We start from the raw sequence: 22,984 nt of genomic DNA, 5'->3' as shown, positions 1-22,984 counted from the left end.
CTCGATGGCTGTGATTCATCCTTAGTTTTGTCGACCGTATTGGCGTTGGGCGTGCGTTCAGTCACGGCTTTTACTCACTGCGCAGCAACACAGACATACCGACACGCAGATCGGCAATCGGCTGGCTTGGACGCAATTCCACTTCGAAGGTGCGCATATCAAAATCGTGGCCGCTCTCGGTCGAGCGCCATGTCGCAAAATCCCCCATCACGCTGATATGGGACACAGTAAAGTCCACATCTTGCCCGAGCGCAGGAATATTCAGCTGAACTTTTTGGCCTTGCTTGAAGCGCTTAAGTTGATCTTCGCGCACTTGGAACACGGCCCATGAATCCTGCATGTCAATCAGGCTCACAATCGGAAAACCGCTCGGCGCTAATTCACCCGCCTGCAATAGCACGTCGCTGATTTCACCCGATTTAGGCGCGCGCATTTGGCTATCTTGCATAATGGCGTTGACTTCTTTTACCGCACCTTCGGCCATACGGGCGTTACCGGCGGCAGCGGCTTTGGTTTCGACCCGCGCGCCTTCCTGCGCCATTTGATACATGGCTAACGCCGCTTGCTCTGTGTATTTCGCCGCTTGCCATTGGGTAAAGGCTTCATCGCGTTTTTGTCTCGCGGCCACTCCTTCATTGAAGAGGTTTTCAACGCGGATATAAGTGGTTTTAGCCAGCGTTGCCGCTGCCTGTGCCTTGAGCCATTGCTCTTTGGCCGCCATCACTTCTTGGCTACGGGCGCCGTTGTTGGCTTCAAGCTGCATCGCTTTAGCGGCATCACGGCCACCTTCGGCCTGCATCAACTTAGCATCTAACTCAGGGCTGTGGATGGCGAACAACAAATCCCCTTCGGCCACACTGTCACCACGGCGCACCAGCACTTGCTCAACACGGCCTGGCACCTTAGAGGAGACATTGTATTCGCGGGCTTCAATCTGGCCCTGCAACAGGCTCGGCTGCGGACTGTACGCCAGCTTGAGGCCATAGGCCAAGATAAGGCCTAATGCGACCAACGCCACAAGGGCAAGTATTCTGTTAGCGCGCATTGTTTGTCTCCTGCACTTGGGTAGGGGCTGTGGTTTGAGCTGAGTTTCGAGCTATGGTACGACCGATAAATTCATCTAATTGACCACTGATGGCCATTAATCTGGCATAGGCTTGCACATAACGATAACGGGCGGCCAGTTGCTGAGTCTTGACTGCGCTGAGTTTCAGCTCGGCATCGACTCTGTCGATAGAAGTTGAAAGCCCTTGATTAAAGGCGATTTCCCGCAGGCGCAGGTTTTCGCTGGCGAGTTCGAGTGAGGTATCCAGCGCCTTCACTTCTTCTTCGGCCTGTAATAATTGGCGATAACTTTGATCCAGTAACAGACTCAAGTCTTGCCGTGTTTGCGCCTTGGTATAACGGGCCTGCAAGAGTGCACTCTTGGCGGCTTCGACCTTACCACTGCGACCGTCACGGCTGAGAATAGGCACTTTAACGCCGACGCCGACCATCCAATCGGGCTCTACCTGAGAAAACAGGCTGTCATCTTCGTAAAGTGTGTAATTACCAAAGAGGAAAACCGTGGGGTGATACTTACCCTGTTCTAATGACACCAAGCCATTGGCCTGCGCTTCCTTGGCCTCGAGCAATTTGAGCGCTGGATGTTGGCTCAGCGTCACTTGGGTGAGCTGACCTAAAGACGGCGCATGCGGCAAGACAAATAGAGGTGACTCAGTACCAACATCGCTTTGCTGCAACATGCGCGACAGGGCGATAACTGCCATTTCGTGTTGACGGCGAGCGCTGCCTAAATTGACTTTGGCATTATCTAACGCGACCTGCGCATTGAGGCGCTCAACCTTAGCGATTTGCCCTTCTCGCTCTAAAGCGAGCGCATGGTCAACATGCTTAGTTAAAGAGCCAACAAGATCGGTTTGGGTATTCACCAGCGCCAGCGTGACATCAACGGCATAGTATCTGTCGACCAATAGGGTAAATAAATCCCGGGTGGCGAGCTGTAACTCTTGTTGCTTCTCGGCCACCATAGCCGCGTGTATACCTTGGGCTGCGGTGATCTGCCCGCCCGTATAAATCGGCCACATGGCTTGTAAGCTCGCGCGGAAGATATCTTGCTCGGTAAAAGGTGTGACAAACATTGATCCCGGAATACTCGCCAGTGCTCCGCCAAGGGCGGGTGGCAAAGTGGCGGGATCAAGGGAGGCTAAGGGATTAAGATCCCGAAGATCGAGTTCAATCGGTTTTTCGAGGTGGGTATAACTGCCATTAAGGCTCAAGGAGGGCAGATTTAAGCTCTCGCCCGCCTCCTCTTCACCTTTAGCGCGATTCACTTCCTGGGATTGCGCTTGCAACTTGTCGCTCACCTTGAGCACTTGTTGCCAAGCGTCGGTGAAGCTCGTGGGCTGGGCATAACCAGCCAAAGGCAATAAACAAGGCAAGGGCAGTAAACACAGCCAAGCCACACGTGATAGTTTCATTAACACCTCTAGAGTAGTTACTCTAATTTCCTTTGCGAATGATAACATCCATCATGCTAAGCGGCTAGAAGGACGACCACAGAGGATCGGACCTAGCACTTTGTGACTGAGCTGCTAAGGCGATGCATCTCAGCTTAGCTCATTGGCGCATAACATGCGCATGCACTTGAACATAAAAATAAATTTCAACATGAGCATTAAGCCGAACAAAGCTTTGCCAGTTACCACGCTTATCGCCATCGCGCATCTACAAGCTCAACGAATACTAAGCCGTACCCCCCACGGTTAAACGATCTAACTTCAAGGTGGGTTGGCCTACGCCTACGGGGACACTTTGACCGTCTTTACCGCAAACGCCAACACCTTGATCTAAAGCCATATCGTTACCGACCATAGAAATCTGGCTCATAGCCTCAGGGCCGTTACCGATTAAAGTGGCGCCTTTAATTGCTTGTGTAACTTCACCATTTTCAATCAAATAGGCTTCAGATGCGGAGAACACAAACTTACCCGAAGTGATATCCACTTGACCGCCACCAAAGTTCGGCGCGTAAATGCCCTTCTTGACTGACTTGATGATCTCGCTTGGATCCGACTCACCCGCCGTCATATAGGTGTTAGTCATACGTGGCATAGGCAAATGCGCGTAAGACTCACGGCGACCGTTACCCGTTGGTGCGACGCCCATTAAGCGAGCATTGAGTTTGTCTTGGATGTAACCCTTTAAAATACCGTCTTCAATCAACACGGTTCTTTGAGTCGGCACACCTTCATCGTCGATGCTGAGTGAACCACGACGATTAGGCAAGGTGCCATCATCGACCACAGTCACTAACTTAGAGGCGACTAACTGACCCACCTTACCGCTGAAAGCACTGCTGCCCTTACGGTTAAAGTCCCCCTCTAAACCATGTCCAACCGCTTCATGCAGCAATACGCCGGGCCAGCCATTGCCTAACACCACGGGCATTTCGCCCGCTGGTGCATCGATAGCATTAAGATTGACCTGCGCTTGACGCACGGCTTCACGGGCAAAGGCGAAACACATAGGTAAACCCGTGTCATCGCTTGCCATTAATACGCTGTAGTCATGACGACCACCGCCACCGGCGCCGCCACGTTCACGTTTACCGTTTTCTTCTAAGATCACGCTACAGTTAAAGCGCACCAAAGGACGAATATCGGCCGCTAAAGTGCCATCGCTGGCGGCGATAAGGATTTCTTCGTGTACGCCTGCAAGGCTAACAACCACTTGAATAATGCGGCTATCTAAACTGCGAATAAAAGCATCGGCTTCTTTCAGCAGATTGATTTTTTTGACTTCTTCCATTGCCGCAATCGGATCTAAACTGTCGTATAACGCCAAGGCTTTTTGACGTTTAAAGGCTTGAACCTGAGTTTGCTCACCGGCACTGGCAATGCCGCGGGCGGCCTGAGCGGCAGCGCTTAGAGCTGCTGGCGTAATATCATCGGCATAGGCGAAACCGGTTTTTTCACCGCTGATCGCCCGCACGCCCACACCGCGTTCGATATGGAAACTACCGTCTTTAATGATGCCGTCTTCCAGCACCCAAGACTCGTGGCGACTACCTTGAAAATAGAGATCGGAATAATCGATTTTGTGTTGATGTATAGTGTTTAGATAGGTTTGCAACCCCTCTAACGCTAACCCATTCTTCAATAAACTTTGCTCTACTTGTGCTAAAAATGGCATCTATGCTCTCTCTGACCCCAAGGGATCTTGATATTCTGAGTGTAAATTCGCTGTACTAATTCTGTACGTAAATCGCTGTCTAATTCGGTATTGCCGCTCGCCAGTGCGGGCGGTTATTTCAAGCTTGGCTCAAGGAAACGATTATGCTGCACCACGGGCATTTTACGGCGAATACTGTGCAGTTCGGTTAAATCGACCTCAGCCTGCACCCAACCCGTACCCGATTTACGTTCGGCCAAAATGTTGCCCCAAGGACCGACTATTATGCTCTGCCCCCAGGTTTCCCGGCTACCTTCATTATGCTGTCCCCACTGAGCGGCGGCGAGAATAACGCATTGGGTTTCAATCGCTCTGGCCTGTAGCAATACTTGCCAATGGGCTTCACCGGTAACTTTTGTGAAGGCCGACGGCAAGGTAATGATCTCAGCACCCGCAAGACGCATCGCCCTAAATAAGTCGGGAAAGCGTAAATCATAACAGATGGCTAGGCCAATTTTGCCAAAAGGTGTATCGATAACGCTAATGTGATCACCGGGGCAGAAGGTTTCGCTTTCACGATATTGTTTTGTACCATCGGCAACATCCACATCAAAGAGATGCAGCTTATCGTAGTGCCCTAAAGTATCACCTTTATCATCAAACAGATAACTGCGGCTATAGACGCGGCCATCCTCAGCCAGCGCCGGAATAGTGCCTGCCACCATAAATACCTGATATTTGGCTGCCAGTGCACTTAAGGCCGACTTGAGCGGGCTCTGATGAGCATCACCCGCATAGGCGAGTTGCTGACTTTCGTGGCCACCAAACAGTAAACTGCATTCGGGCAACACGACTAAATGGGGCACATCGGCATCCCGTTTGAGTTCGTTAAGCTGCGATTCGATAAACAGCAGATTGGCGCTGACGTCGCGACTGCTCTGACATTGCAACAGGCTGATGTGCATTGTTATCTCCCTGAATTTGCTTAATCGGTTCTACTGCTGGCTGATTCTCTGGTGTGGCAGGCGTGTTCGGCGCTTCAGGCGAAGGCGTCGCTTGAGGTTGCACTAACTTTAAATCGGGCGCTTTAATTTGATCTGTGGCTGGCTTAGGCTCTTCTGACTTTGATTCTTCAGTTCTGGCCTCTTCAGGCTTAAGGTCTTGTAGCTTGAGCGCTTCTGATTGTGCTTCTTGAAGCTGTGGCTCAGATTTCGTCTCTACCGGCTGAGTGATATCGGTATTATGACTCGCGGCTTCGGTCGGCGCCGCTGGGCGCTCAACTCCAACGACAGGTAAAATGGCCTCAGGAATTTCAATTTCCTTACTCTTACGCTCCAGCTCTTCAACCACAGGTTCAGCCATAGTGCCGGTCACCCGAAAACGAATTTCTGAAATTACTTCAATCACAGGCTCAAGCACTTTTGTCAGCGCAAATGCGCCCAGACCGAGCGTCCACGCACTGGTACTGAGCAATACCACAGTCGGCACACTCGAGGCCAATTGCGGCACAAAACGGATATCGTAATTCAAACTTTCAGTAGTGAGATCCGTATAGCCACGGACCTTCATATTGCCCGCAATCGCATCCATTTCGGTATCAGTGGTTTTCACTACACCGTTATCAATTTGCAGATTGCCATTGAAGGAGTTGAAATACATGCCCTGACCGAAGACATCAGTGAAATCCAGCGACAGTTTGCGTACCAAAGAATCTAAGCTGAACAGGGAGAAAATGCGCGCGCCCTTATCACTCACCTGAGATAAATGCCCTTTGCCTAAGTCGAACTTCACCTTGCCATTTAAGGTTTCGAGGGAGAAAGCATAAGGCGCACCTTGCCAAGACAAATCCGCGTTAACCTTTAATGGCGCTTCATTGACGCCGGGATCTATGCCCAATTGGGCCGAGAGGTAATTAAACTGAGTGGCATTCAATTCGACACTCAAATCAGTTTTATTCTGCCCTGCCTGTTGCTGCCAAATACCACTGCCCTGCAAGGTCACATTGGGCGTAGTCAGCGACAGGGTTTGGATTTTATAGCCCGCCGCTTGTGGGCCCGCCTGCAAGACTAGCTTGCCAAAAGGCTTATCGAAGAAACGAAAATCTTCCACATTCACGGCTACTGGTGGCAGGTTAGTGAGCACTTGATCGCTGGCAAAATCGGCATCGGTATCCGACTTAACCTCGGGTGAAAAATAGAATTTGCTCGCCACAACTTTGAGACCTTGGGTTCGCCAGTTGGGATAGAAATCGACCCAGCCGTCAAATTCGTTGGCAACGGTATTAAAACGCCAGCCCGTTTCATTGGGTTTCGCATTGAGCCTAAGCTCGGTCAGCTGTTGCCCTAAAAGGTCGAGGCGGCCAATATGGGAATCGATACTCGCCACCGCAGGGAACAAACTGTCATGGTCTATATCGTCGACGAGGATGCCGGTTTTAGGTAATTTCTCTTGGCCAACAAAGGCATTAATTACAGGTAACCAATCGGCTAGTTTCGCCTTACCAAGGTCAATTTGAATATGACCTTTCTCAGTATTTCGGGCTTCATCCTCATCGAATAAGCGCCCCAATAACAAATCAAAATAACTGAAATTAGCACCTTTTTCAGCATCAAACCCACCGATAAACTCGGCATGACTCGCCAGTTTGACATCTAAGGTCGCATCATTTTGATCGCCAACAAATTCAGCGACTAAGGGCCGTTGCTCGTCTTCGGGTTTGGCAAAATATCCAGGGAATGACAGTTGAGTGCCAACCATATCGGAAGATACTTTGGCTTGAATTTGATAACCTTTTTCAGTAAACAGCATAGTCATAGCGCCGTCCCAACTGATTTTACCCTGATAGAAATCACTCAAAGGATTATGTAATTCTTCGGGGAGACGATTCAGATCCCAACGACTTTTGAGTAAAAGATTAAGACCGAAATCTTTGCCTTTAGGCTGAGTATCAAAGGTTAAGTTGAGCGGCTGTTCGAACAAACGCGCTTTAATACCTTTACCTGTCACCACCTCATTCGCAAAGTCGACGATACCCGTTACGCCATTAAGCTGCAGTCCGGGCTGGGCAATATACACGGGCGTATTATCAAAACTAATTTGACCACGAATATCTTCTGCGCCTCCGTCATACAGCGGAATACTGATATCCAAATTACCAGTCACAGCGCCTTGTACTTGCACGACATCTAAGGTTTTACCCACTGACCCCGCCAAAGGCGAGGCTTGCAACACCTTAGTCGCCGCGCTGCCTTGGGTGGCAAGTTCGGCTTCAATCCTTAGCAGCGTGTGCTCGCCAATCGCGGGAATAAATACATGGGCCCCCGTGGCATCCACGTTCATTAGCTTGCCTTGGTTGAGCCAAAGGTCCATACGGGCATTTTCAAATAAGGCATTAAGGGATAAGTCTGTGACTGCAGGCCAATCGGGTTGAAACTGGAATTGGGCATCCGTTAAAGTAAATGCCGCTTGAAACACGCCGCTATTGTCATCGAAGGGGAAACCGTTTAACGGACCACGCCAAACGACCTGTGCATCTTGGGTCTGACCCGCTTTAAGCCCTGTATCCAAATATTCAGCCAGCGATTCGCCCATCGCCTTATTGGGGAAATACTTGTCGGCATTGGCGACATTATTGATATGAACATTAGCGGCCAGCGCCATATGCGCCGCAGCACTGAAATCCAATTTAAGCGCGGCATCTAAGCCTATGTCATCGTTCTCGAGCTGCAACTGCGGCAGATTTAAACTCAACTCTGCAGTATTGAACTGACCATCAATTGCCGCACCGTTAAAGACGAGTGGCGCCGAAAATTCATCCCCAAAATCCACGGTATAAACTTGTGCAGGCAAAGAGAAATACAGCGTCTTGTCTTGCCAATGTAAGTTCAGATCTAAAGGATGAGTATTGGGGATACCGTCGACCTTCTGCCAATGTAACTGTTTCACCTCAGAAGTAGCGAGCAAAGGCTGATCGGCCTTTTGATACAGTCGAATGGGCCCAATACTGGCTTCAGGCGATAAAGCATGCCATTGATGTAATATGGCTTTATCGACTCCGGGGAATAGCGGTAACAGGGGTAACAGGTTTTGAGTGTTAACTTGATTCACATAGGCAAAGAATTCGTCATGTTGACGCTTAGCCGCCAGCGTTAACTGCGGCCAATGCTCACCGTTAGTGACAAAGTCAAGCCCTGAGCTCTGTACTTCCCAGCCTGAATCCTTTGGCTGCCAAACGATATCACCCGCTTGGATTTCAAATCGTTGTGGCACTTCCTTTAAGGTCCATTGCAACCAGCTCGGCTCAAAATGAACCATGGCAGAACTGATGCTGCGATCGGCAAACGTAAACCAAGCCTTAAGATTAACGACCCCTTCTAAGGGTAATTTTTTGCTCGCATCATAGGGATTAGGCTGACGCGATGCCCACTCACCTAAGTCTAATGAGTTAGCCGCCAGATAAATCTGCCCCGTTAAGCTGTCGGGATTCGCGCCATCGCCATTGAGATCTAACTGTAATCCCAGAGATTCATGCTCAGAGGCATTATCATCAAGATACAGTTCCCCTGCACCGCGGTGACGCTCGCCGTTATTGCGCCAATTTAGCTGGCGAATATGGATCGGGCGAAACTCTTGGCGCAAGCTGAGCAGCTGCACTGTGGCATGGGTTAACGAAAATCTGTCGAGTTGCTTGAGCAATAATGCATAGAGCCAATCAACTTGCGGCGCTTTATTGGTTGCGGCAGGATTATTTTCGGTCAGCTTGTCCATGTTTAACGCGATATGGACACCATCAAAATTGACATCTTCGATACGCGGCGTGAAGGTCAGCAGCGATTGCCAAAAATCTAACTTCACTTGCACATTCTTGATAATCAAAGTGACGGGCAGTTGTTCCTGCGGCGGGATCACTAGATTATCTATGTTAATTGCCGGACCAAACGCTTGCCAGTGGGCGGATAATTCCCCCACTTGCACATCAACCTTATATTCGCTTTTTACGTAATCAACCAGTTGCTGACGCACCCCATCAACCTGCGGCAATAAGCCACGGATCAAACTCACTGCAAGCGCAAATAGCACTAAGATTAGCGCGATAAATTGCCAACAAAAACGACTTAGTTTTTTTGCAGTAAAAGGTGCCGCCACTACATCATCACCACATCGTATTTGTGCTGTGAGTACATAGGCTCATTTTGCAAACGGATACGCTTACCTATGTAAACCTCAAGTTCAGCAATCAGATGATTTTCATCGGTATGCAGGCTTTGATACACGGCTGGCGAACAGTACAACAGGAATTCATCGGCATCATAGGCGCGGTTTAATCGGATGATTTCGCGAAACACTTCATAGGAAACGGTCTCAACAGTCTTCATGCTGCCCGTGCCATGGCAGGCGGGGCATTCGCCGCAAACCACGTGCTCTAAGCTCTCACGAGTTCGTTTACGGGTCATTTCAACTAAACCTAAGCCAGAGAAACCGCTCACATTGGTTTTCACTCTGTCTTTAGATAAGGCACTGGTTAAGCTGCTGAGCACCCGAGCCTTATGATCCGCCGTCATCATGTCGATAAAATCGATAATAATGATGCCGCCGAGATTACGCAGACGTAACTGCCTTGCTATCGCTTGGGTCGCTTCGAGATTGGTATTGAAAATGGTTTCTTCAAGATTTCTGTGCCCAACAAAGGCGCCGGTATTGATATCCACAGTCGTCATGGCTTCGGTCTGATCGATAATCAAATAGCCGCCAGACTTGAGCTCAACCTTACGACCAAGCGCGCGTTGAATTTCGTTCTCCACATCGTAGAGATCGAAAATTGGCGCAGGCCCTGAATAATGCTCAATCTTCTCGGCAATTTCAGGCATAAACTCTTGGGCAAAGGACTGTAACTCGGCAAAGGTACGGCGAGAATCGACCTGAATACGGTCAAGTTCAGTACCGACAAAGTCACGCACAATCCGCACGGGTAAGGCTAAATCTTGATATAACAAAGACACGCCGCTGCGCTTACGTCGCTCACTCACCTTTGACCAGACACGCCTTAAAAACGCCGCATCTTGAGATAATTCGTCTTCACCCACGCCTTCGGCGGCGGTGCGGATAATAAAACCACCGTCATCATCGACATAGGGCAAAGTGATTTGCTTAAGGCGACTGCGTTCTTCTTCAAGCTCGATACGCTGGGAAACGCCAACGTGGCTAGAGCCAGGCATAAAGACTAAATAACGGGAAGGCAGCGTGATATCGGTAGTCAGGCGCGCGCCCTTAGTGCCCAGCGGATCTTTAACCACTTGCACCATAATGTCTTGTCCTTGACGGACTAATTCGGCGATATCACGGACAACAAAATGACCTTTCTCAACATCGGCAACGCATTCAGTGTGCGGCACTATGTCGGAAGCATGTAGAAAAGCGGCTTTATCTAAGCCAATATCGACAAAGGCGGCTTGCATACCGGGCAACACACGGCTGATTTTACCTTTGTAAATATTGCCAACTAAACCCCGTTTCATGCGGCGTTCAATGTGTACTTCTTGCAGCACGCCATGCTCAACTAAGGCTACGCGCGCCTCAGAGGGGGTTACGTTGATCAGTAATTCTGAACCCATCTTGCGCTGTATTTTATTTGGATTTAAGCGACTGGTATTCACGACTCACCCCATTCGGGAAACTAGATTAATTAATCGAAGTTACAAACTAGAAGTTACCCACTATCTAAGCATGAAAACCGAATAAAGGATCAAGGCTAAGGGTAACTTCATGGAGATACTCGATTAAGAGCCTAAAACCTCCACAAGGTTCATTCTAACCTCAAGCCGCAATACCAGTAACAAGGCGTTAAATCAGCCCAACCTCGGCTAACAACTCACGTGTTTCAACCAAAGGTAAACCCACGACGCCAGAATAACTGCCTTCAATCGCAGCCACAAAGCAACCGCCAAGTCCTTGGATACCGTAACTGCCGGCTTTATCCATTGGCTCTTGTGAAGCGACATAAGCATCAATATCGGCGGCCGATAAGGCGCAAAAACGCACTTGTGTTTCGACTAAGCGCACTGAGGTTTTGAAGCTTAAATCTGCATCTGCTTGGTAAGTCAGCGCCACAGCGGTCATTACTGTATGCGTTCGGCCAGATAATTCACTGAGCGTTCGCTTAGCATCGGCCACATCCAGTGGTTTGCCTAATATTTGGTTTTCAAGCACAACGATAGTATCAGAACCTAATACAGCAGGCTGTGACATATCTGCGCATAATGCCAGTCCAGCTTGGGCTTTTTCGGCGGCTAAACGGCGTACATAATCCCTTGGCGCTTCACCTTGCTGCACGGTTTCATCGATATCCGGCGCCACTTGCGTGAAACAAAACTCAGGACGACCGAGTCCAATGTGCGCCAATAATTCTTTGCGACGTGGCGAAGTTGAAGCTAAAACTAAATCCACAGTTAGCGAACCTTATAATGACGTCGAACCCGACGTAGAATCCAAAATATCCAAGGCCAGATCACTAATCCTGAAATCGCAGGTAAGAATAGATCCGTATCGAACACCGCCTCTTGCATGACAAACTCGACCCAGTAAATCACTAAGTGATACATACAAATGAGCAGCATGATCACCAACGACTGTTGCCACTTAGGGAAATTTCGCAATCGCTGGCAATGCAAGATGGCGACATAAATCACCAAAGACATCGCTAAAGAGCGCACACCTAAGGTGGCACCCAATAAAATATCTAACACTAAGCCTAAGACCCAAGCGGTTAAGATGTTGTATCTATGGGGTAATGCGATAGACCAGTAGAGCACAATCATCAACAACCAGTCGGGACGCCAAGCATCGACCACACTCGGCAAAGGCATGATCTGGCTGATCACGCCGATAAATAATGTCACCCAAACAATGAAGCGCCCATTGGCGGCTTGAAAACTCATTGGTGCACCTCAGTCGCTGGAGAAGTGGTTTCCGTTGCCGGTTTGGCCACAGTGGCTGCGGGTGTAGTCACAGGCTTAGTCGTGTCTGCAGATGTGCCTTCCGCTGGACTCGCACTGCCGATTTTTGATGAGTTTTCGATAAGCGAATGATCCGCAGCAGGGACTGTGGGCTGATTAGGCAAGGTCACACCCGAATCGGGAGACGGCCAAATCAACAACACATAACGAATACGATCTAAAGCGGCTAGCGGTTGGGCCGTGACTCGAGCGTAACTTTGACCATCTTCAGTTAAGACTTCCAAAACCCGTGCGACGGGATAACCTTCGGGAAAACGATTGCCTAAGCCTGAAGTCACCAGTAAATCGCCGACACGAATGTCAGTACTCTTGGCCACATGGCGCAGTTCTATCTCATCAAGCTCACCCGTACCATTGGCCACAAGGCGCACATCATTACGGGTAATACGCACAGGTAAACCGTGTGATACATCGGAGAGCAATAACACCCTGCTGGTCATTTCACTGACCTGCACCACTTGGCCGACAACTCCTTGCGCATCCACCACGGGCTGACCGACAAATACACCGCTACGGGAACCATGATTCAGCACCACGTAATGATGGAAAGGATCGCTAGCGACCTCTAGCACTTCGGCTACCATCTTGCGCGAATCCAGATAGGCGGGTGAGCCTAACAGTGCACGCAAACGCTCATTTTCTTGGCGTAAGTGTTCGAAACGCTGTAAGCGTTCACTCATCAACAGTTGTTGTCGTAACAGCTCTTTATTTTGCAACGCCAGCATATTGCGGGTGGCAAAACTTTCAGATGACCAGTCAAGCGCCGCACCGGGCACGCTGGCTAAATACTGTAATGGACTAAAGACAGAGGATAGGTTTTGCCGCACAGGATCGAGGCGATGATTAGCCACAAGCAAGGCCACCGACAAAATAATTGCCAGTGTCAGACGGAATTGGTTTGAAATACCACGAACAAAAATTGGCTTCATAGGAAAGCTAAGGCGGTGATTAACCGCCCTATACCGAAGTTAAATTAGGTTTCTTCGGAGAACAGATCGCCGCCGTGCATATCAATCATTTCGAGGGCTTTACCACCGCCACGTGCTACGCAGGTCAATGGATCGTCCGCCACCATTACTGGAATGCCGGTTTCTTGCATTAATAAACGGTCTAAATCACGCAATAACGCACCACCGCCAGTTAACACCATACCGCGCTCAGAAATATCTGAAGCTAATTCTGGTGGAGATTGTTCTAACGCCACCATCACAGCACTTACGATGCCTGATAATGGCTCTTGTAAGGCTTCTAAAATTTCGTTGCTATTCAGTGTAAAGCTACGAGGTACACCTTCCGCCAAGTTACGGCCGCGGACTTCAATTTCTAGCACTTCATCGCCAGGATAAGCGGTACCGATAGTGTGCTTGATACGCTCGGCCGTGGCTTCACCAATCAAACTACCGTAGTTACGGCGAACATAATTGATAATGGCATCATCAAACTTATCACCACCGATACGCACAGAAGACGAATACACTACGCCATTTAGCGAGATAATCGCGACCTCAGTGGTACCGCCACCGATGTCCACCACCATAGAACCTGTCGCTTCAGATACAGGTAAACCCGCACCAATAGCTGCAGCCATAGGTTCTTCAATTAAATACACTTCGCGAGCACCAGCACCCATGGCTGATTCACGGATCGCACGGCGTTCAACTTGAGTAGCACCTACCGGCACACACACTAGAACCCGTGGACTTGGACGAAAAAAACTATTGTTGTGCACTTGTTTGATAAAGTGCTGCAGCATTTTCTCAGTCACATAAAAGTCTGCAATTACACCGTCCTTCATTGGGCGGATAGCTTGGATATTGCCAGGCGTTCTACCTAGCATTTGTTTAGCTTCTGTGCCAACCGCGGCAACAGATTTCTGACCGGAGCCACTACGCTCACCACGTATAGCAACAACAGAAGGCTCATTGAGGACTATGCCTTCGCCACGAACATAAATTAATGTGTTAGCTGTACCCAAATCGATCGATAGATCATTAGAAAAAATGCCGCGTAGCTTCTTAAACATGTAACTAGCCTGTATTCTGTGGAGTCAGAAGAAAAGAAAAATCAGCTAACTTTATCAATGCCACCCTGATTCCACAAGACCGTTGAGGTTAACAATCGCTAATGGAGTGATTTTTTTTCAAATCGTCCTCTAAAAAACAGTATTTAAGCGGAAAATACTGTTTATTGACGAAAATATCGACAACTTAAAACGAAGAAACATACAAATAAGCAACAAATGTCAAACTCAGAAATTGCATTTAAAATCTGTCACTAGGGTTTTCATCAACCTTCAATAAATGAAACTGATGCGCATTTCATACGAAAGGCTCAGTTTAATTCAATAGCTGAAATCACTCAGATTAGTTTACCTCACGCCAATAGATGATTTTGTCATGGCCACGATAACGGCCAAAATACGCGCTCGCCCGCGGTTCTGTGAGAATGCTTGGTGATACGCCATTCCAATTCCAGTACCATTCTAGCCATGGCGGCACATCCAAGGGCGCCGTCACTTGACCGCGGTATGGCGCACCACTTGAGGTGACCGCTTGCCAGAGCAACTCAAATTGGCCAGCTTGGAATGTAGCAGTCCCGCCAGAACGTACAACACTTTGCCCCGCCACTAAGTCGGGATCAAAGTTGTAGCCAAGGCCAGCATTGTCCACCTGCGAACCCAAACCATACACAGCCGTTGTGCAGCTATCGTTGGTATTCAGTACCCAACGACTGCCATCCCAATATTCGGCCCGAGTCGGCATACGCAGTATTTCTGTCTCAGGACCATAGGTGTTATCCATCACCACACGGCCATGACGCAAGATTTGAGTGCTGATTTTCTTAGCACTACAGTTAGTGCAATTGCCCGTCGTTGCAGCATCCATATCGGGTGAGGCGACATAGCTATATACCCCATTGGGCCGAGGATCGTTATCCATCAATTGCACGCCAATATCAAGCAGCTCGAAAGGACCATCTTGATACAAGTTCGTCGCCACATTTGGGGTCACCCGACTAAAGTTAGCTCGGTAAGAAGCATCAACCATCGCCACGCCTTGATCCCAACTATCAGTCTTTATAGGTAAGGCACTTAAGCGACTCTGTAAATCGACACCATTATTGTTGTTTTCTCCCACTAATTTGGCAGTAGCCAGGGAGAATGGCGGGAAATAGTTTTTCGTTATATCCCCCGCGACATTTAAAGCACTGAGCTTCATCGACATAGGAAACAGCTGATCCATATAGTTAAAGCCGCCACAGGCAGGTATGACAGATATGTCACTGACTAAAAATCTGTCAGGCACAAAACGGCCGATATTGGCACTCTTTGCCAGGGGTAATGAGTAAAAACTCGATCCCAAGTAACTCGCTGGAGGTGCGGCGCTAAATGTAAACACCCCGACTTCACTGATGCTTTGGACAATTGTATTAAGATTATTTGTCGCAGCCACTTGATCGTAACTGGCAATACCTACTCCCCCCTGAACACCAGAGCTTGGCGCCACCAATTGACTCGACAATACAATACTGGATTGAACGTAATTAGGCGTACTTGGGTTATCGCAATAATTAGTGTCGTTATCTGCAACCCAGGCTTTAGCAGCAATCTGCAAATTAAAACTCTCACCGGCTTTTTTATACACAGCGCAGCTAACGTCTCCCGCAGGGCACAAAGCACCGCTGTCTTTGGGCGTAACACACAGACCAACTGGAAAACTGACGAAGGGATCGCTACCTATCATCACCAGCCCTTCATCGGGAGTGCCTGCGACACCAGTATATTTGGCGTTTAGCCCAACTTTACCAGCGTCGCTATAATTAACAGCTATTGTTGCTTTACCGCTGGCATCAAAGGATAAATTCAGGGGAGAAGGTGACGAACTCGAACCGCTGATAGGCGTTGAGTTAACGCTAACGGCTGTTGGGGTAAACATAGATGCAGCGACAGGCGAAATATATTGACTCCATAAATCGACCCTTTTTGTTTGACCAGCAAACGTCGGCACGCACTCTAGGTTGTCGTTTGACTTCCTGACCGCAGAAATAGTCGCATTTTGGGCTTTATTGGCCAATTTATCTGGCATATCAATTAAAAAGCCGCTATCTGCAAATGACAGCGTACAAGCCGCGGTAGATAACGCGCCAGCGCCACTGCGGCACAAGGTATTACTACCAGGGACGGTGGCAGGATTTGAACTCGAGACTCCGATTGTTACTGGGGTGGTGACATTATGACGTAAGTCAACAGAGGCGATTCCGTTGATGAAACCGACATTACTAACACTACTGCCATTTTGGTACCAACCGCCATTACTAGCAGGATTCAGTGACAATTGCGCACTAACTGGATCAGTAAACAGGGTACAAGGAATATTTCCATCAGCACACGCTCTGATCTGCATAGGCTCTGCCTTACAGGTGAGCGGTGATGATGAGTAATCAAATTCAAAATGATGTACTTGTAAGCCAATCGGTTTGGATTTTATTGCACAAACTTTAAAATTATCGATTTCGTGGTTGTTATTGGCGCCACCAGTAGAACCCGTAAATGACAGATAAAAATCGGCAGGAACAGAATCTTGACCTGATATCGCTCTCGCATTAAATCGAGGGACAAGTACCTGATATCCATTACCATCACGCACATCTCTGTCTAGCGATACCCAAGCTTGACCTGTGATAGTCGAATCAACTTTAATCCGATATTTATGATTGGGTGCTGCGGTTGACGTACTACGAACATCAATTCTAGGATTCAAATTCGCCGCGGTACCAGCCAAATACTGATAATTTGCCGCCACAGAACCGCGTAATGTTACCGATTGAGATCTAAATCCAGGGCCACCGATCTTCCCCTCATTCGGATTGGAAAAATTACCATACTCATCCAAACCGACACCAATCCAACCTCCCGCAAAGCCCGGCGTACCATCATCACGTTGTGCATATCCGAGTGAACCGCCAAAGCTGCCAGGTTGCGGTGTAACAGAAGCGTCCGATAAAATAACCGCAACCCCATCACCTCCCGTTCCAGATGTAGGTGACCAAGCATAATAATCAAACTCTATCGTGACGAGATTGCCTTCAGCAGGAAATAACCGCTGGTAAGTACTTGCAGTGGCCTGATTACCCAATGCTGGCGTGATTCTTAATCGCCCCCCGTTGATAGCCGGCGGAGTAGAAGAACCCAGCACTTTCGTTGCCCAATCGTTACCTAAGCTGCTGCGGGAAAAGTCATCAGTAAAACACTCTTCAACTGGCGCGACTTTCTCCAGCGCAACAAAGCCATAGTCTTCAGCAAGATGACTACGATCACTATCGCCATAGGTATCTTCGTCGTTCACCATACTGACTTGAGTTGCACTCAAATTACAGCGTCTTAGCCAGCCACCATCGCCACCTCGACGAGAATCTTTCCCCGCGACTAAAGTCGGAGGATTAACAAATCCAGTCAAACTCGTGTTGTAAGCACATTGCTCAGCCAGCGTTTTAGTATTTCCCCCGCCTGTGTGGGTAAGTGCAGTACCGAATTGATAGTGAACATCCTCACCATTCAGTATGACTGTGCCAACACTGGATTTTACCGCTAAATAACCAATCGTTTCTGATTGTAAACTTCGCAGATTACCAGGTTTACATTGAGTTCCAGAACGGACCTCAGAGGTATCTAAATTGAGTTGAATACCACTCGAATTTCGCTGTGCCACGCTTGTCAGCCAGCAGGAAGAATTATTGCGCGTCTGCAACTGATTCAATACGACATTCAGAGACGTATTCAGCGGCACATTCGTCCAGGCAGAGTTACTCATGTTCAATGCGTTCACGGTAGAGATTCTACCTGCTTCAAGTTGACTGCCATCGGATAAAACATGTGAACCTGCCGTCACAGCAATCCAATGCACTTCCGGCATACTATTCGAAGCGATATAGCGGTTTGAGGGACTCGTTGGTTCACTTTGCACCCAAGTAAATCCGGTATTAGTCACAGATGATACAAAGGTTGATGCAGGTCCATCGTTGCTAGTATTCGCCGTTGATATTGTCGGCATAAGGAAAATAAGTGGTTTCACGCCAACAGGGAAAGCATTGGCAAACGTCACTGAAGTAGTGGTCGCTTTACCAAACTGTAATTGTAGCGGTGCAACAGGCAAATCTTCATTAATACTGCCACCACTCATGACTAAATAACGACTCGTGACACGACCATTAATAATCGAGTTATTATTTAAACTTAATGTTGCATCGCTATAAACTCGCCCATTGAGTAAAGCATCACTATTTAGCTGAATATCGCTATAACCGATAATAAGTGCAGAAGCCGTATTATTTTCATTAAATTTACCGCCATTTAACTCAAATTTTTGTTTGGTAAAAATGCGGACATTACCTTGCAAAATCACCTTAGCATTTTGGTTCAAGGTAAAACTATCTACCCAATAGTCCCCCTCGGATAAAACGAGCGTCGCCCCGCCCCCAATAGCGATAGTGTTAAATCGATACTCATTTTGAGTTGCCGATAGAGTCAGAGTACAAGCAGAATAAAGCGAAACATTGCTAAACTGATTTTGCCCATTAGCACCAAGTGTTAATTGCTCGCCACTATTACAAGAACCATAACCGCCACCAGCGCCGCTACTCGATAAAAAAGCATTGCTCCCAGTTAATTTTAACCCTCGAATATCACTGCCATCGATAGTACATTTACGCACTCCACCAGAACCGTTATCACAACTGTTATTAGCAAGCCCGCTGCCATCGTTACTCGAACAATAATCTAATGCAGCACCACCAGTACCATTAATAATGCCATTACCGTTTATCATCAGCTGTGGCGATGATATCTGATGGCATACGTTAGAGTTATCGCCATGATGCCCTTGAGCAACCTTGGCAAAAATAACACTCTGGTCAATAGGGTCGAATGCCATCACAGCAGAAGGGAAACTCAAGATAAGTACTGCCAATATGGCACGATGAAAAAGATTAATTCCCACGGGCTTCTACCTCAACTTGTCGGCTGACGCGCGTTTCGCCGCTTTCGCATACCGCTTTACTGCTGATTCGATATTGAGTGACTGTGTCTAGCGCATATGCTGTACAAGTCAACGTCACACTACAGGCATGAAAACCAGTTACATCGGGCGGTGTCCAAACATCCGATGCTAAACACGCTCCCGCATTGCCATTCAAAGGAAACAACTTAGCCAGCGCGGCATCGGCGCCACTGTTTGCAGCGGCAAAGGCACGAGTTCCCCACACTTCTTGGGTGAGCCCGGTATCACCATCTTCCACAATATTAATCAGTGCCGATGCCAGCAGAAACATCACGGTAATCACAAACACGCCAATGATTAACGCACTTCCCCGCTGCCGCACAGGCAGAGCATAAGATTTTGATCTTAATAATGATGATCTGGATGCTGAGTTACGCCCTACCGAGCGACTATGTGAATTAAGGAACATTGATCACCTGCACTTGATGTCGATATTGGAACGTCTCACCATTGACATTAAATCTTGGCTGCAAGTGCACCATGGCATTATTGACTAAGCTTGACGGTGTTAAGATCAGTGGCAAGTCATAACTATTATCGAGGCGATTCGCCACACTTTGCGCCATTAGCACGCCCGTGCCCATAGTGGTAGGATTTGGTTGAACGGTATTAAAGTTATAACCAGCATAACGCACTATTTGCAAATCATTACCGCTTGTCCCCTTTTCAAAGCAATAGCTCACAGGACTCGAACCCAAATAGATCCTTTGTCGTGGTGATGCTTCGGCAAAACGTGTTGGCGCAGTAAAAGTCAGCGTAACTTGATTACCCGAGATCGCAATCGTTTTAACCTGTGCCCGTTTTTGTCTCGCACTGCTATACACATCGGCATCAACCAAGGGATAGATCCAAGCGAATTGATTCACGCGAATCGCACTCGCAGTATTATCTAGAATAACTATCCCAGTACTCGCGGCAGCTGCGGGGATTATTGGCATAGTGAGATAAGTCGTGCTGGTCTCGATAGGCACAAATTCAATACATTGATAGGTCAGCGAATCGGTATTAACTCGCAGGCTATTGGGCAAAGCACTACGCAGCTCACGGGTCATTCGCTCAACGGCAAAACGGCTCTGGCTTAGTACCTGATCGACCGAGCTCGACTCCACAAAAATCCGCGTACCAAAAATAATAAAACTACTCACCCCGACCACAAGAATCCCCAGAATCAAGATAACTGTGACCATCTCGACTAAGGTAAAACCCCGTGTGGATGTTTGCATACGCTTGGCTGAAAAAGAGCTCATTAGTAATTGCTCCTTACCAGATTGTAAGTGATCACTTCATTGTCCGGCGTCGTCACATTAATGGTGACTAGCTTAGTATTGGGCGCAGGCCCATAGGCGACAGTGACACTTAAACGATAGTTAGGATAAGCAGCGGCATAGGTTTGGGTTGAGTTGAGCATAGTCGCTGTTTCATTTAAGCCGTTGTAATCGTCCACATCGTTAAAGTCGTTACGACTCTCACCCACCTCAGGACCCAAGGAAGTGGAACAATTGCCTCCTAGCGGACTACCACAAGCTGGCGTACCGCCATTGGCATTAGTGTTTTGATCGTAACGCTTGCCCCAGATCTCATTCATCACCGAATGAGCAAGCTCGGCACTCTTCACTCTATGCAAAGTCTTAGCCGCACGATCCGCCTGTGGAAATAACATACTGGTTAGCATCACTATCGCAATGGCAATCACCAGCATGCCAATCACTAATTCGATAAGGGTAAAACCCTGCTGTGGTTTGGCTTTTTGGGATGCTTTTATTGATTTTTTTATTGAAAACAGTAGAGGATTAATTCGCATAAATATAACCCTCGCTGGAGACGTTAATCATCACAGTGTCATTAGCAATCACATTAATGCATTGCCCATTACAAGCCAACGAAGTGCTACCATCGATATCGAAATCTAGGCTGAAGTTGCTACTGTTAGTACTGTTAGGGCTTACTAACACTAATTGAGCACCACCTTGAAAAGCTTGGCTATAAAGCGGGTTTGGCGATAATGCAGTACCAGAACAAGCTGCCCCATTTCGGGCAGAGAATTGACTCACTTGATAACCAGTGCCAGAAACAGTTACACGAAAACACCTGTCAGTATTATTGAGCGCTTTTTGTTGTACTTGACGCAGCTCGCTAATGAACTCGTTACGTAGGCTATAAGCACTGTAGGAAGACTGGGTAAACAGGCGAGGCAGTACAACCACAGCAAGAATTGAAATCAAGATGATGGTCGTCACTAATTCGACTAAGGTAAATCCGGCCTGTTTTGACATAGATAAGTTAAGCATCGCTCGGGTTAATTGCTGATTTCAAGTGCTAAGTTCAGTTTCTGCCAACGGTATGATTAACGCAAATAAATGTCGGTAAATTCTTGGCGGACTCATTTTTAAAATCCTGTAAGAACCGCATTTTACCTAAAAAAAAGGCCTGCTAGGCAGGCCTTTTTCCATAATTCAAATTAACAACCATTATCTGTAAGAGTAATAGTTGACAAAGCGCCAGCACTAGCAGGTGCTTGATATACAATCTTACAGCTTGCTGCAGGAGAAGCGACATCGGCAGGTGCGCCACGTTGCCATATAGTTGCAGTTTTGGCAGTGGTATCAACATTAATAACCCAATCATTTGAACCAGTAGCAGTGGGGCTTGTACCAGCATCAAATTTAACATCCATGCCAGCTTCTAAGGCCGCTTTAGTCGCATCCATATAACCATAAACAATGGCGACATCATCGGTAGTTGCGCTAGTACCTGCGATATCCAATGTATCAGTTGCTTTTGTCTCTTTACCTGCTAATGCTGCTTTTGAATAAACTAAGCTATTTGCACCTTGAATAGCCCCCTTCATGCCTTGGATTGCAGATGCACGGGCATCACCTTGCAGGTTAATAAACTTAGGTGCCGCTGTGACAGCAAGAATACCTAAGATAATGATCACTACGACTAATTCAATTAAGGTAAAACCTTGTTGTCTTTTCATATCAAACTACCTTTCTTTATCAGTGAGTACTCGTATGAGTACTAATTAAGTTAAGTCACTTCTGAACTAAGTTACTTAAAACATGAACAAAATAAAACTGTTAATTACAGCCTATGGCACAAATGGCGTTTGGGTAAAGCTTAGCACTTTACCTGTACCTGGGTTATACACGATTCCTTTCGCACCAGCTGTTGATAAATCTGGTGTAGGAGTGGGTACGCCAGTGGTTTGATCAAGCACCAGTGAAGCCACTTGGTGATAAACACATAAATCTAAACCAGCAACGACAGTGCCTGTAATCGAATTAGCGCTACCACCTGCGCCATCAATCACGCGCACGGTATAACGTTGATTACGCGCATCTTGAGTGTAGAGCACATTACGAGGAGCGCTCTGCAGCACGGTATTAAATACTTGTTGGCAACTCGCATCAGTCATAGCAGTCACATCCGTCACTGAAGTTCCCGTTGGATAACCAAAACGAGGATCGAGCGAAACTGACGTACCATCTAAGATCACACTGCTATTTTGGCGCCCATCGACTTCCCACTGCGAACGCACAAAGCTAACGGCAGTCGATAAACCACCGGCCACGCCGTCAACACTGGCGTCTTCAGCATCATCGGTGACATTTAAGAATCGTGGGATCGCGGTTGCGGCGAGTAGCCCTAAAATCACAATCACAATCACAAGCTCTATTAATGAGAAACCTGTTTGCTTAGTTTTCATATATATGCCCCATACTTAAGAAATTTTATTCTAAC

At 47.8% G+C, this 22,984-nt stretch carries 17 protein-coding genes; all 17 read right to left on the bottom strand.

The features are described 5' to 3' along the window. Positions 1 to 70 precede the first annotated feature (70 nt). Positions 71 to 1,045: an efflux RND transporter periplasmic adaptor subunit gene (locus Q4Q54_RS17545; protein ID WP_311900490.1), complete on the bottom strand. Its 975-nt coding sequence runs from the start codon at positions 1,043 to 1,045 to the stop codon at positions 71 to 73. Then, entirely contained in the window at positions 1,035 to 2,480 is a 1,446-nt protein-coding gene (locus Q4Q54_RS17540) for a TolC family protein (protein ID WP_311989120.1), read from the bottom strand. The genes Q4Q54_RS17545 and Q4Q54_RS17540 overlap by 11 nt, the downstream gene beginning before the upstream one ends. A gap of 265 nt (positions 2,481 to 2,745) precedes the next feature. Beyond that, complete coding sequence (gene tldD, locus Q4Q54_RS17535) at positions 2,746 to 4,194, bottom strand: metalloprotease TldD (RefSeq protein WP_261272919.1); 1,449 nt, start codon at positions 4,192 to 4,194, stop codon at positions 2,746 to 2,748. Between the two features lie 113 nt (positions 4,195 to 4,307). After that, positions 4,308 to 5,138, bottom strand: a complete 831-nt coding sequence (locus tag Q4Q54_RS17530) for a carbon-nitrogen hydrolase family protein (protein WP_311989119.1) — start codon at positions 5,136 to 5,138, stop codon at positions 4,308 to 4,310. Further along, positions 5,062 to 9,318, bottom strand: coding sequence for a YhdP family protein (locus tag Q4Q54_RS17525; protein ID WP_311989117.1), 4,257 nt, complete (start codon positions 9,316 to 9,318; stop codon positions 5,062 to 5,064). The genes Q4Q54_RS17530 and Q4Q54_RS17525 overlap by 77 nt, the downstream gene beginning before the upstream one ends. Continuing rightward, the gene (gene rng / locus Q4Q54_RS17520) at positions 9,318 to 10,784 is read right to left on the bottom strand and encodes a ribonuclease G (protein WP_006087039.1); all 1,467 of its coding nucleotides are present in this window, start codon (positions 10,782 to 10,784) and stop codon (positions 9,318 to 9,320) included. Before rng ends, Q4Q54_RS17525 begins: the two co-directional genes overlap by 1 nt. Positions 10,785 to 11,013: 229 nt before the next feature. Then, a complete protein-coding gene (locus Q4Q54_RS17515; protein ID WP_310802573.1) occupies positions 11,014 to 11,616 on the bottom strand; it encodes a Maf family protein in 603 nt (200 codons plus the stop codon). Between the two features lie 2 nt (positions 11,617 to 11,618). Next, on the bottom strand, positions 11,619 to 12,107 hold the full coding sequence (mreD, locus tag Q4Q54_RS17510; protein ID WP_006083254.1) for a rod shape-determining protein MreD: 489 nt from the start codon (positions 12,105 to 12,107) through the stop codon (positions 11,619 to 11,621). Beyond that, positions 12,104 to 13,114, bottom strand: coding sequence for a rod shape-determining protein MreC (gene mreC, locus Q4Q54_RS17505; protein WP_311989116.1), 1,011 nt, complete (start codon positions 13,112 to 13,114; stop codon positions 12,104 to 12,106). Before mreC ends, mreD begins: the two co-directional genes overlap by 4 nt. Before the next feature lie 44 nt (positions 13,115 to 13,158). Beyond that, the gene (locus Q4Q54_RS17500) at positions 13,159 to 14,208 is read right to left on the bottom strand and encodes a rod shape-determining protein (protein WP_105251284.1); all 1,050 of its coding nucleotides are present in this window, start codon (positions 14,206 to 14,208) and stop codon (positions 13,159 to 13,161) included. Between the two features lie 340 nt (positions 14,209 to 14,548). After that, complete coding sequence (locus tag Q4Q54_RS17495; protein ID WP_311989115.1) at positions 14,549 to 19,180, bottom strand: DUF6701 domain-containing protein; 4,632 nt, start codon at positions 19,178 to 19,180, stop codon at positions 14,549 to 14,551. Further along, positions 19,170 to 19,649 carry an MSHA biogenesis protein MshP gene (locus Q4Q54_RS17490; RefSeq protein ID WP_311989114.1) on the bottom strand — a complete coding sequence of 160 codons (480 nt, stop codon included), beginning with the start codon at positions 19,647 to 19,649 and terminating at the stop codon, positions 19,170 to 19,172. The genes Q4Q54_RS17495 and Q4Q54_RS17490 overlap by 11 nt, the downstream gene beginning before the upstream one ends. After that, positions 19,639 to 20,487, bottom strand: coding sequence for a type II secretion system protein (locus tag Q4Q54_RS17485; protein ID WP_311989113.1), 849 nt, complete (start codon positions 20,485 to 20,487; stop codon positions 19,639 to 19,641). The genes Q4Q54_RS17490 and Q4Q54_RS17485 overlap by 11 nt, the downstream gene beginning before the upstream one ends. Beyond that, the gene (locus tag Q4Q54_RS17480) at positions 20,487 to 21,041 is read right to left on the bottom strand and encodes a type II secretion system protein (protein ID WP_311989112.1); all 555 of its coding nucleotides are present in this window, start codon (positions 21,039 to 21,041) and stop codon (positions 20,487 to 20,489) included. The genes Q4Q54_RS17485 and Q4Q54_RS17480 overlap by 1 nt, the downstream gene beginning before the upstream one ends. After that, a complete protein-coding gene (locus Q4Q54_RS17475) occupies positions 21,031 to 21,528 on the bottom strand; it encodes a type II secretion system protein (RefSeq protein WP_311989111.1) in 498 nt (165 codons plus the stop codon). Before Q4Q54_RS17475 ends, Q4Q54_RS17480 begins: the two co-directional genes overlap by 11 nt. 170 nt (positions 21,529 to 21,698) lie before the next feature. Then, positions 21,699 to 22,220, bottom strand: a complete 522-nt coding sequence (locus Q4Q54_RS17470; RefSeq protein WP_311989110.1) for a type II secretion system protein — start codon at positions 22,218 to 22,220, stop codon at positions 21,699 to 21,701. Positions 22,221 to 22,331: 111 nt separating this feature from the next. Then, positions 22,332 to 22,949, bottom strand: coding sequence for a prepilin-type N-terminal cleavage/methylation domain-containing protein (locus tag Q4Q54_RS17465; protein ID WP_311989109.1), 618 nt, complete (start codon positions 22,947 to 22,949; stop codon positions 22,332 to 22,334). Between the last annotated feature and the right edge of the window lie 35 nt (positions 22,950 to 22,984).

Origin of the sequence: Shewanella sp. SP2S2-4, from assembly GCF_031932025.1 — a bacterium.
Taxonomy (GTDB): domain Bacteria; phylum Pseudomonadota; class Gammaproteobacteria; order Enterobacterales; family Shewanellaceae; genus Shewanella; species Shewanella baltica.
This window is presented reverse-complemented; position numbering and strand designations above follow the sequence as displayed.

Excerpts from the sequence above, each read along its gene's own strand:
- Q4Q54_RS17545 (WP_311900490.1), bottom strand. The coding sequence starts at position 1,045 with ATGCGCGCTAACAGAATACTTGCCCTTGTGGCGTTGGTCGCATTAGGC.
- Q4Q54_RS17540 (WP_311989120.1), bottom strand. The coding sequence starts at position 2,480 with ATGAAACTATCACGTGTGGCTTGGCTGTGTTTACTGCCCTTGCCTTGT.
- tldD (WP_261272919.1), bottom strand. The coding sequence starts at position 4,194 with ATGCCATTTTTAGCACAAGTAGAGCAAAGTTTATTGAAGAATGGGTTA.
- Q4Q54_RS17530 (WP_311989119.1), bottom strand. The coding sequence starts at position 5,138 with ATGCACATCAGCCTGTTGCAATGTCAGAGCAGTCGCGACGTCAGCGCC.
- rng (WP_006087039.1), bottom strand. The coding sequence starts at position 10,784 with ATGGGTTCAGAATTACTGATCAACGTAACCCCCTCTGAGGCGCGCGTA.
- mreD (WP_006083254.1), bottom strand. The coding sequence starts at position 12,107 with ATGAGTTTTCAAGCCGCCAATGGGCGCTTCATTGTTTGGGTGACATTA.
- mreC (WP_311989116.1), bottom strand. The coding sequence starts at position 13,114 with ATGAAGCCAATTTTTGTTCGTGGTATTTCAAACCAATTCCGTCTGACA.
- Q4Q54_RS17500 (WP_105251284.1), bottom strand. The coding sequence starts at position 14,208 with ATGTTTAAGAAGCTACGCGGCATTTTTTCTAATGATCTATCGATCGAT.
- Q4Q54_RS17490 (WP_311989114.1), bottom strand. The coding sequence starts at position 19,649 with ATGTTCCTTAATTCACATAGTCGCTCGGTAGGGCGTAACTCAGCATCC.
- Q4Q54_RS17485 (WP_311989113.1), bottom strand. The coding sequence starts at position 20,487 with ATGAGCTCTTTTTCAGCCAAGCGTATGCAAACATCCACACGGGGTTTT.
- Q4Q54_RS17480 (WP_311989112.1), bottom strand. The coding sequence starts at position 21,041 with ATGCGAATTAATCCTCTACTGTTTTCAATAAAAAAATCAATAAAAGCA.
- Q4Q54_RS17475 (WP_311989111.1), bottom strand. The coding sequence starts at position 21,528 with ATGCTTAACTTATCTATGTCAAAACAGGCCGGATTTACCTTAGTCGAA.
- Q4Q54_RS17470 (WP_311989110.1), bottom strand. The coding sequence starts at position 22,220 with ATGAAAAGACAACAAGGTTTTACCTTAATTGAATTAGTCGTAGTGATC.
- Q4Q54_RS17465 (WP_311989109.1), bottom strand. The coding sequence starts at position 22,949 with ATGAAAACTAAGCAAACAGGTTTCTCATTAATAGAGCTTGTGATTGTG.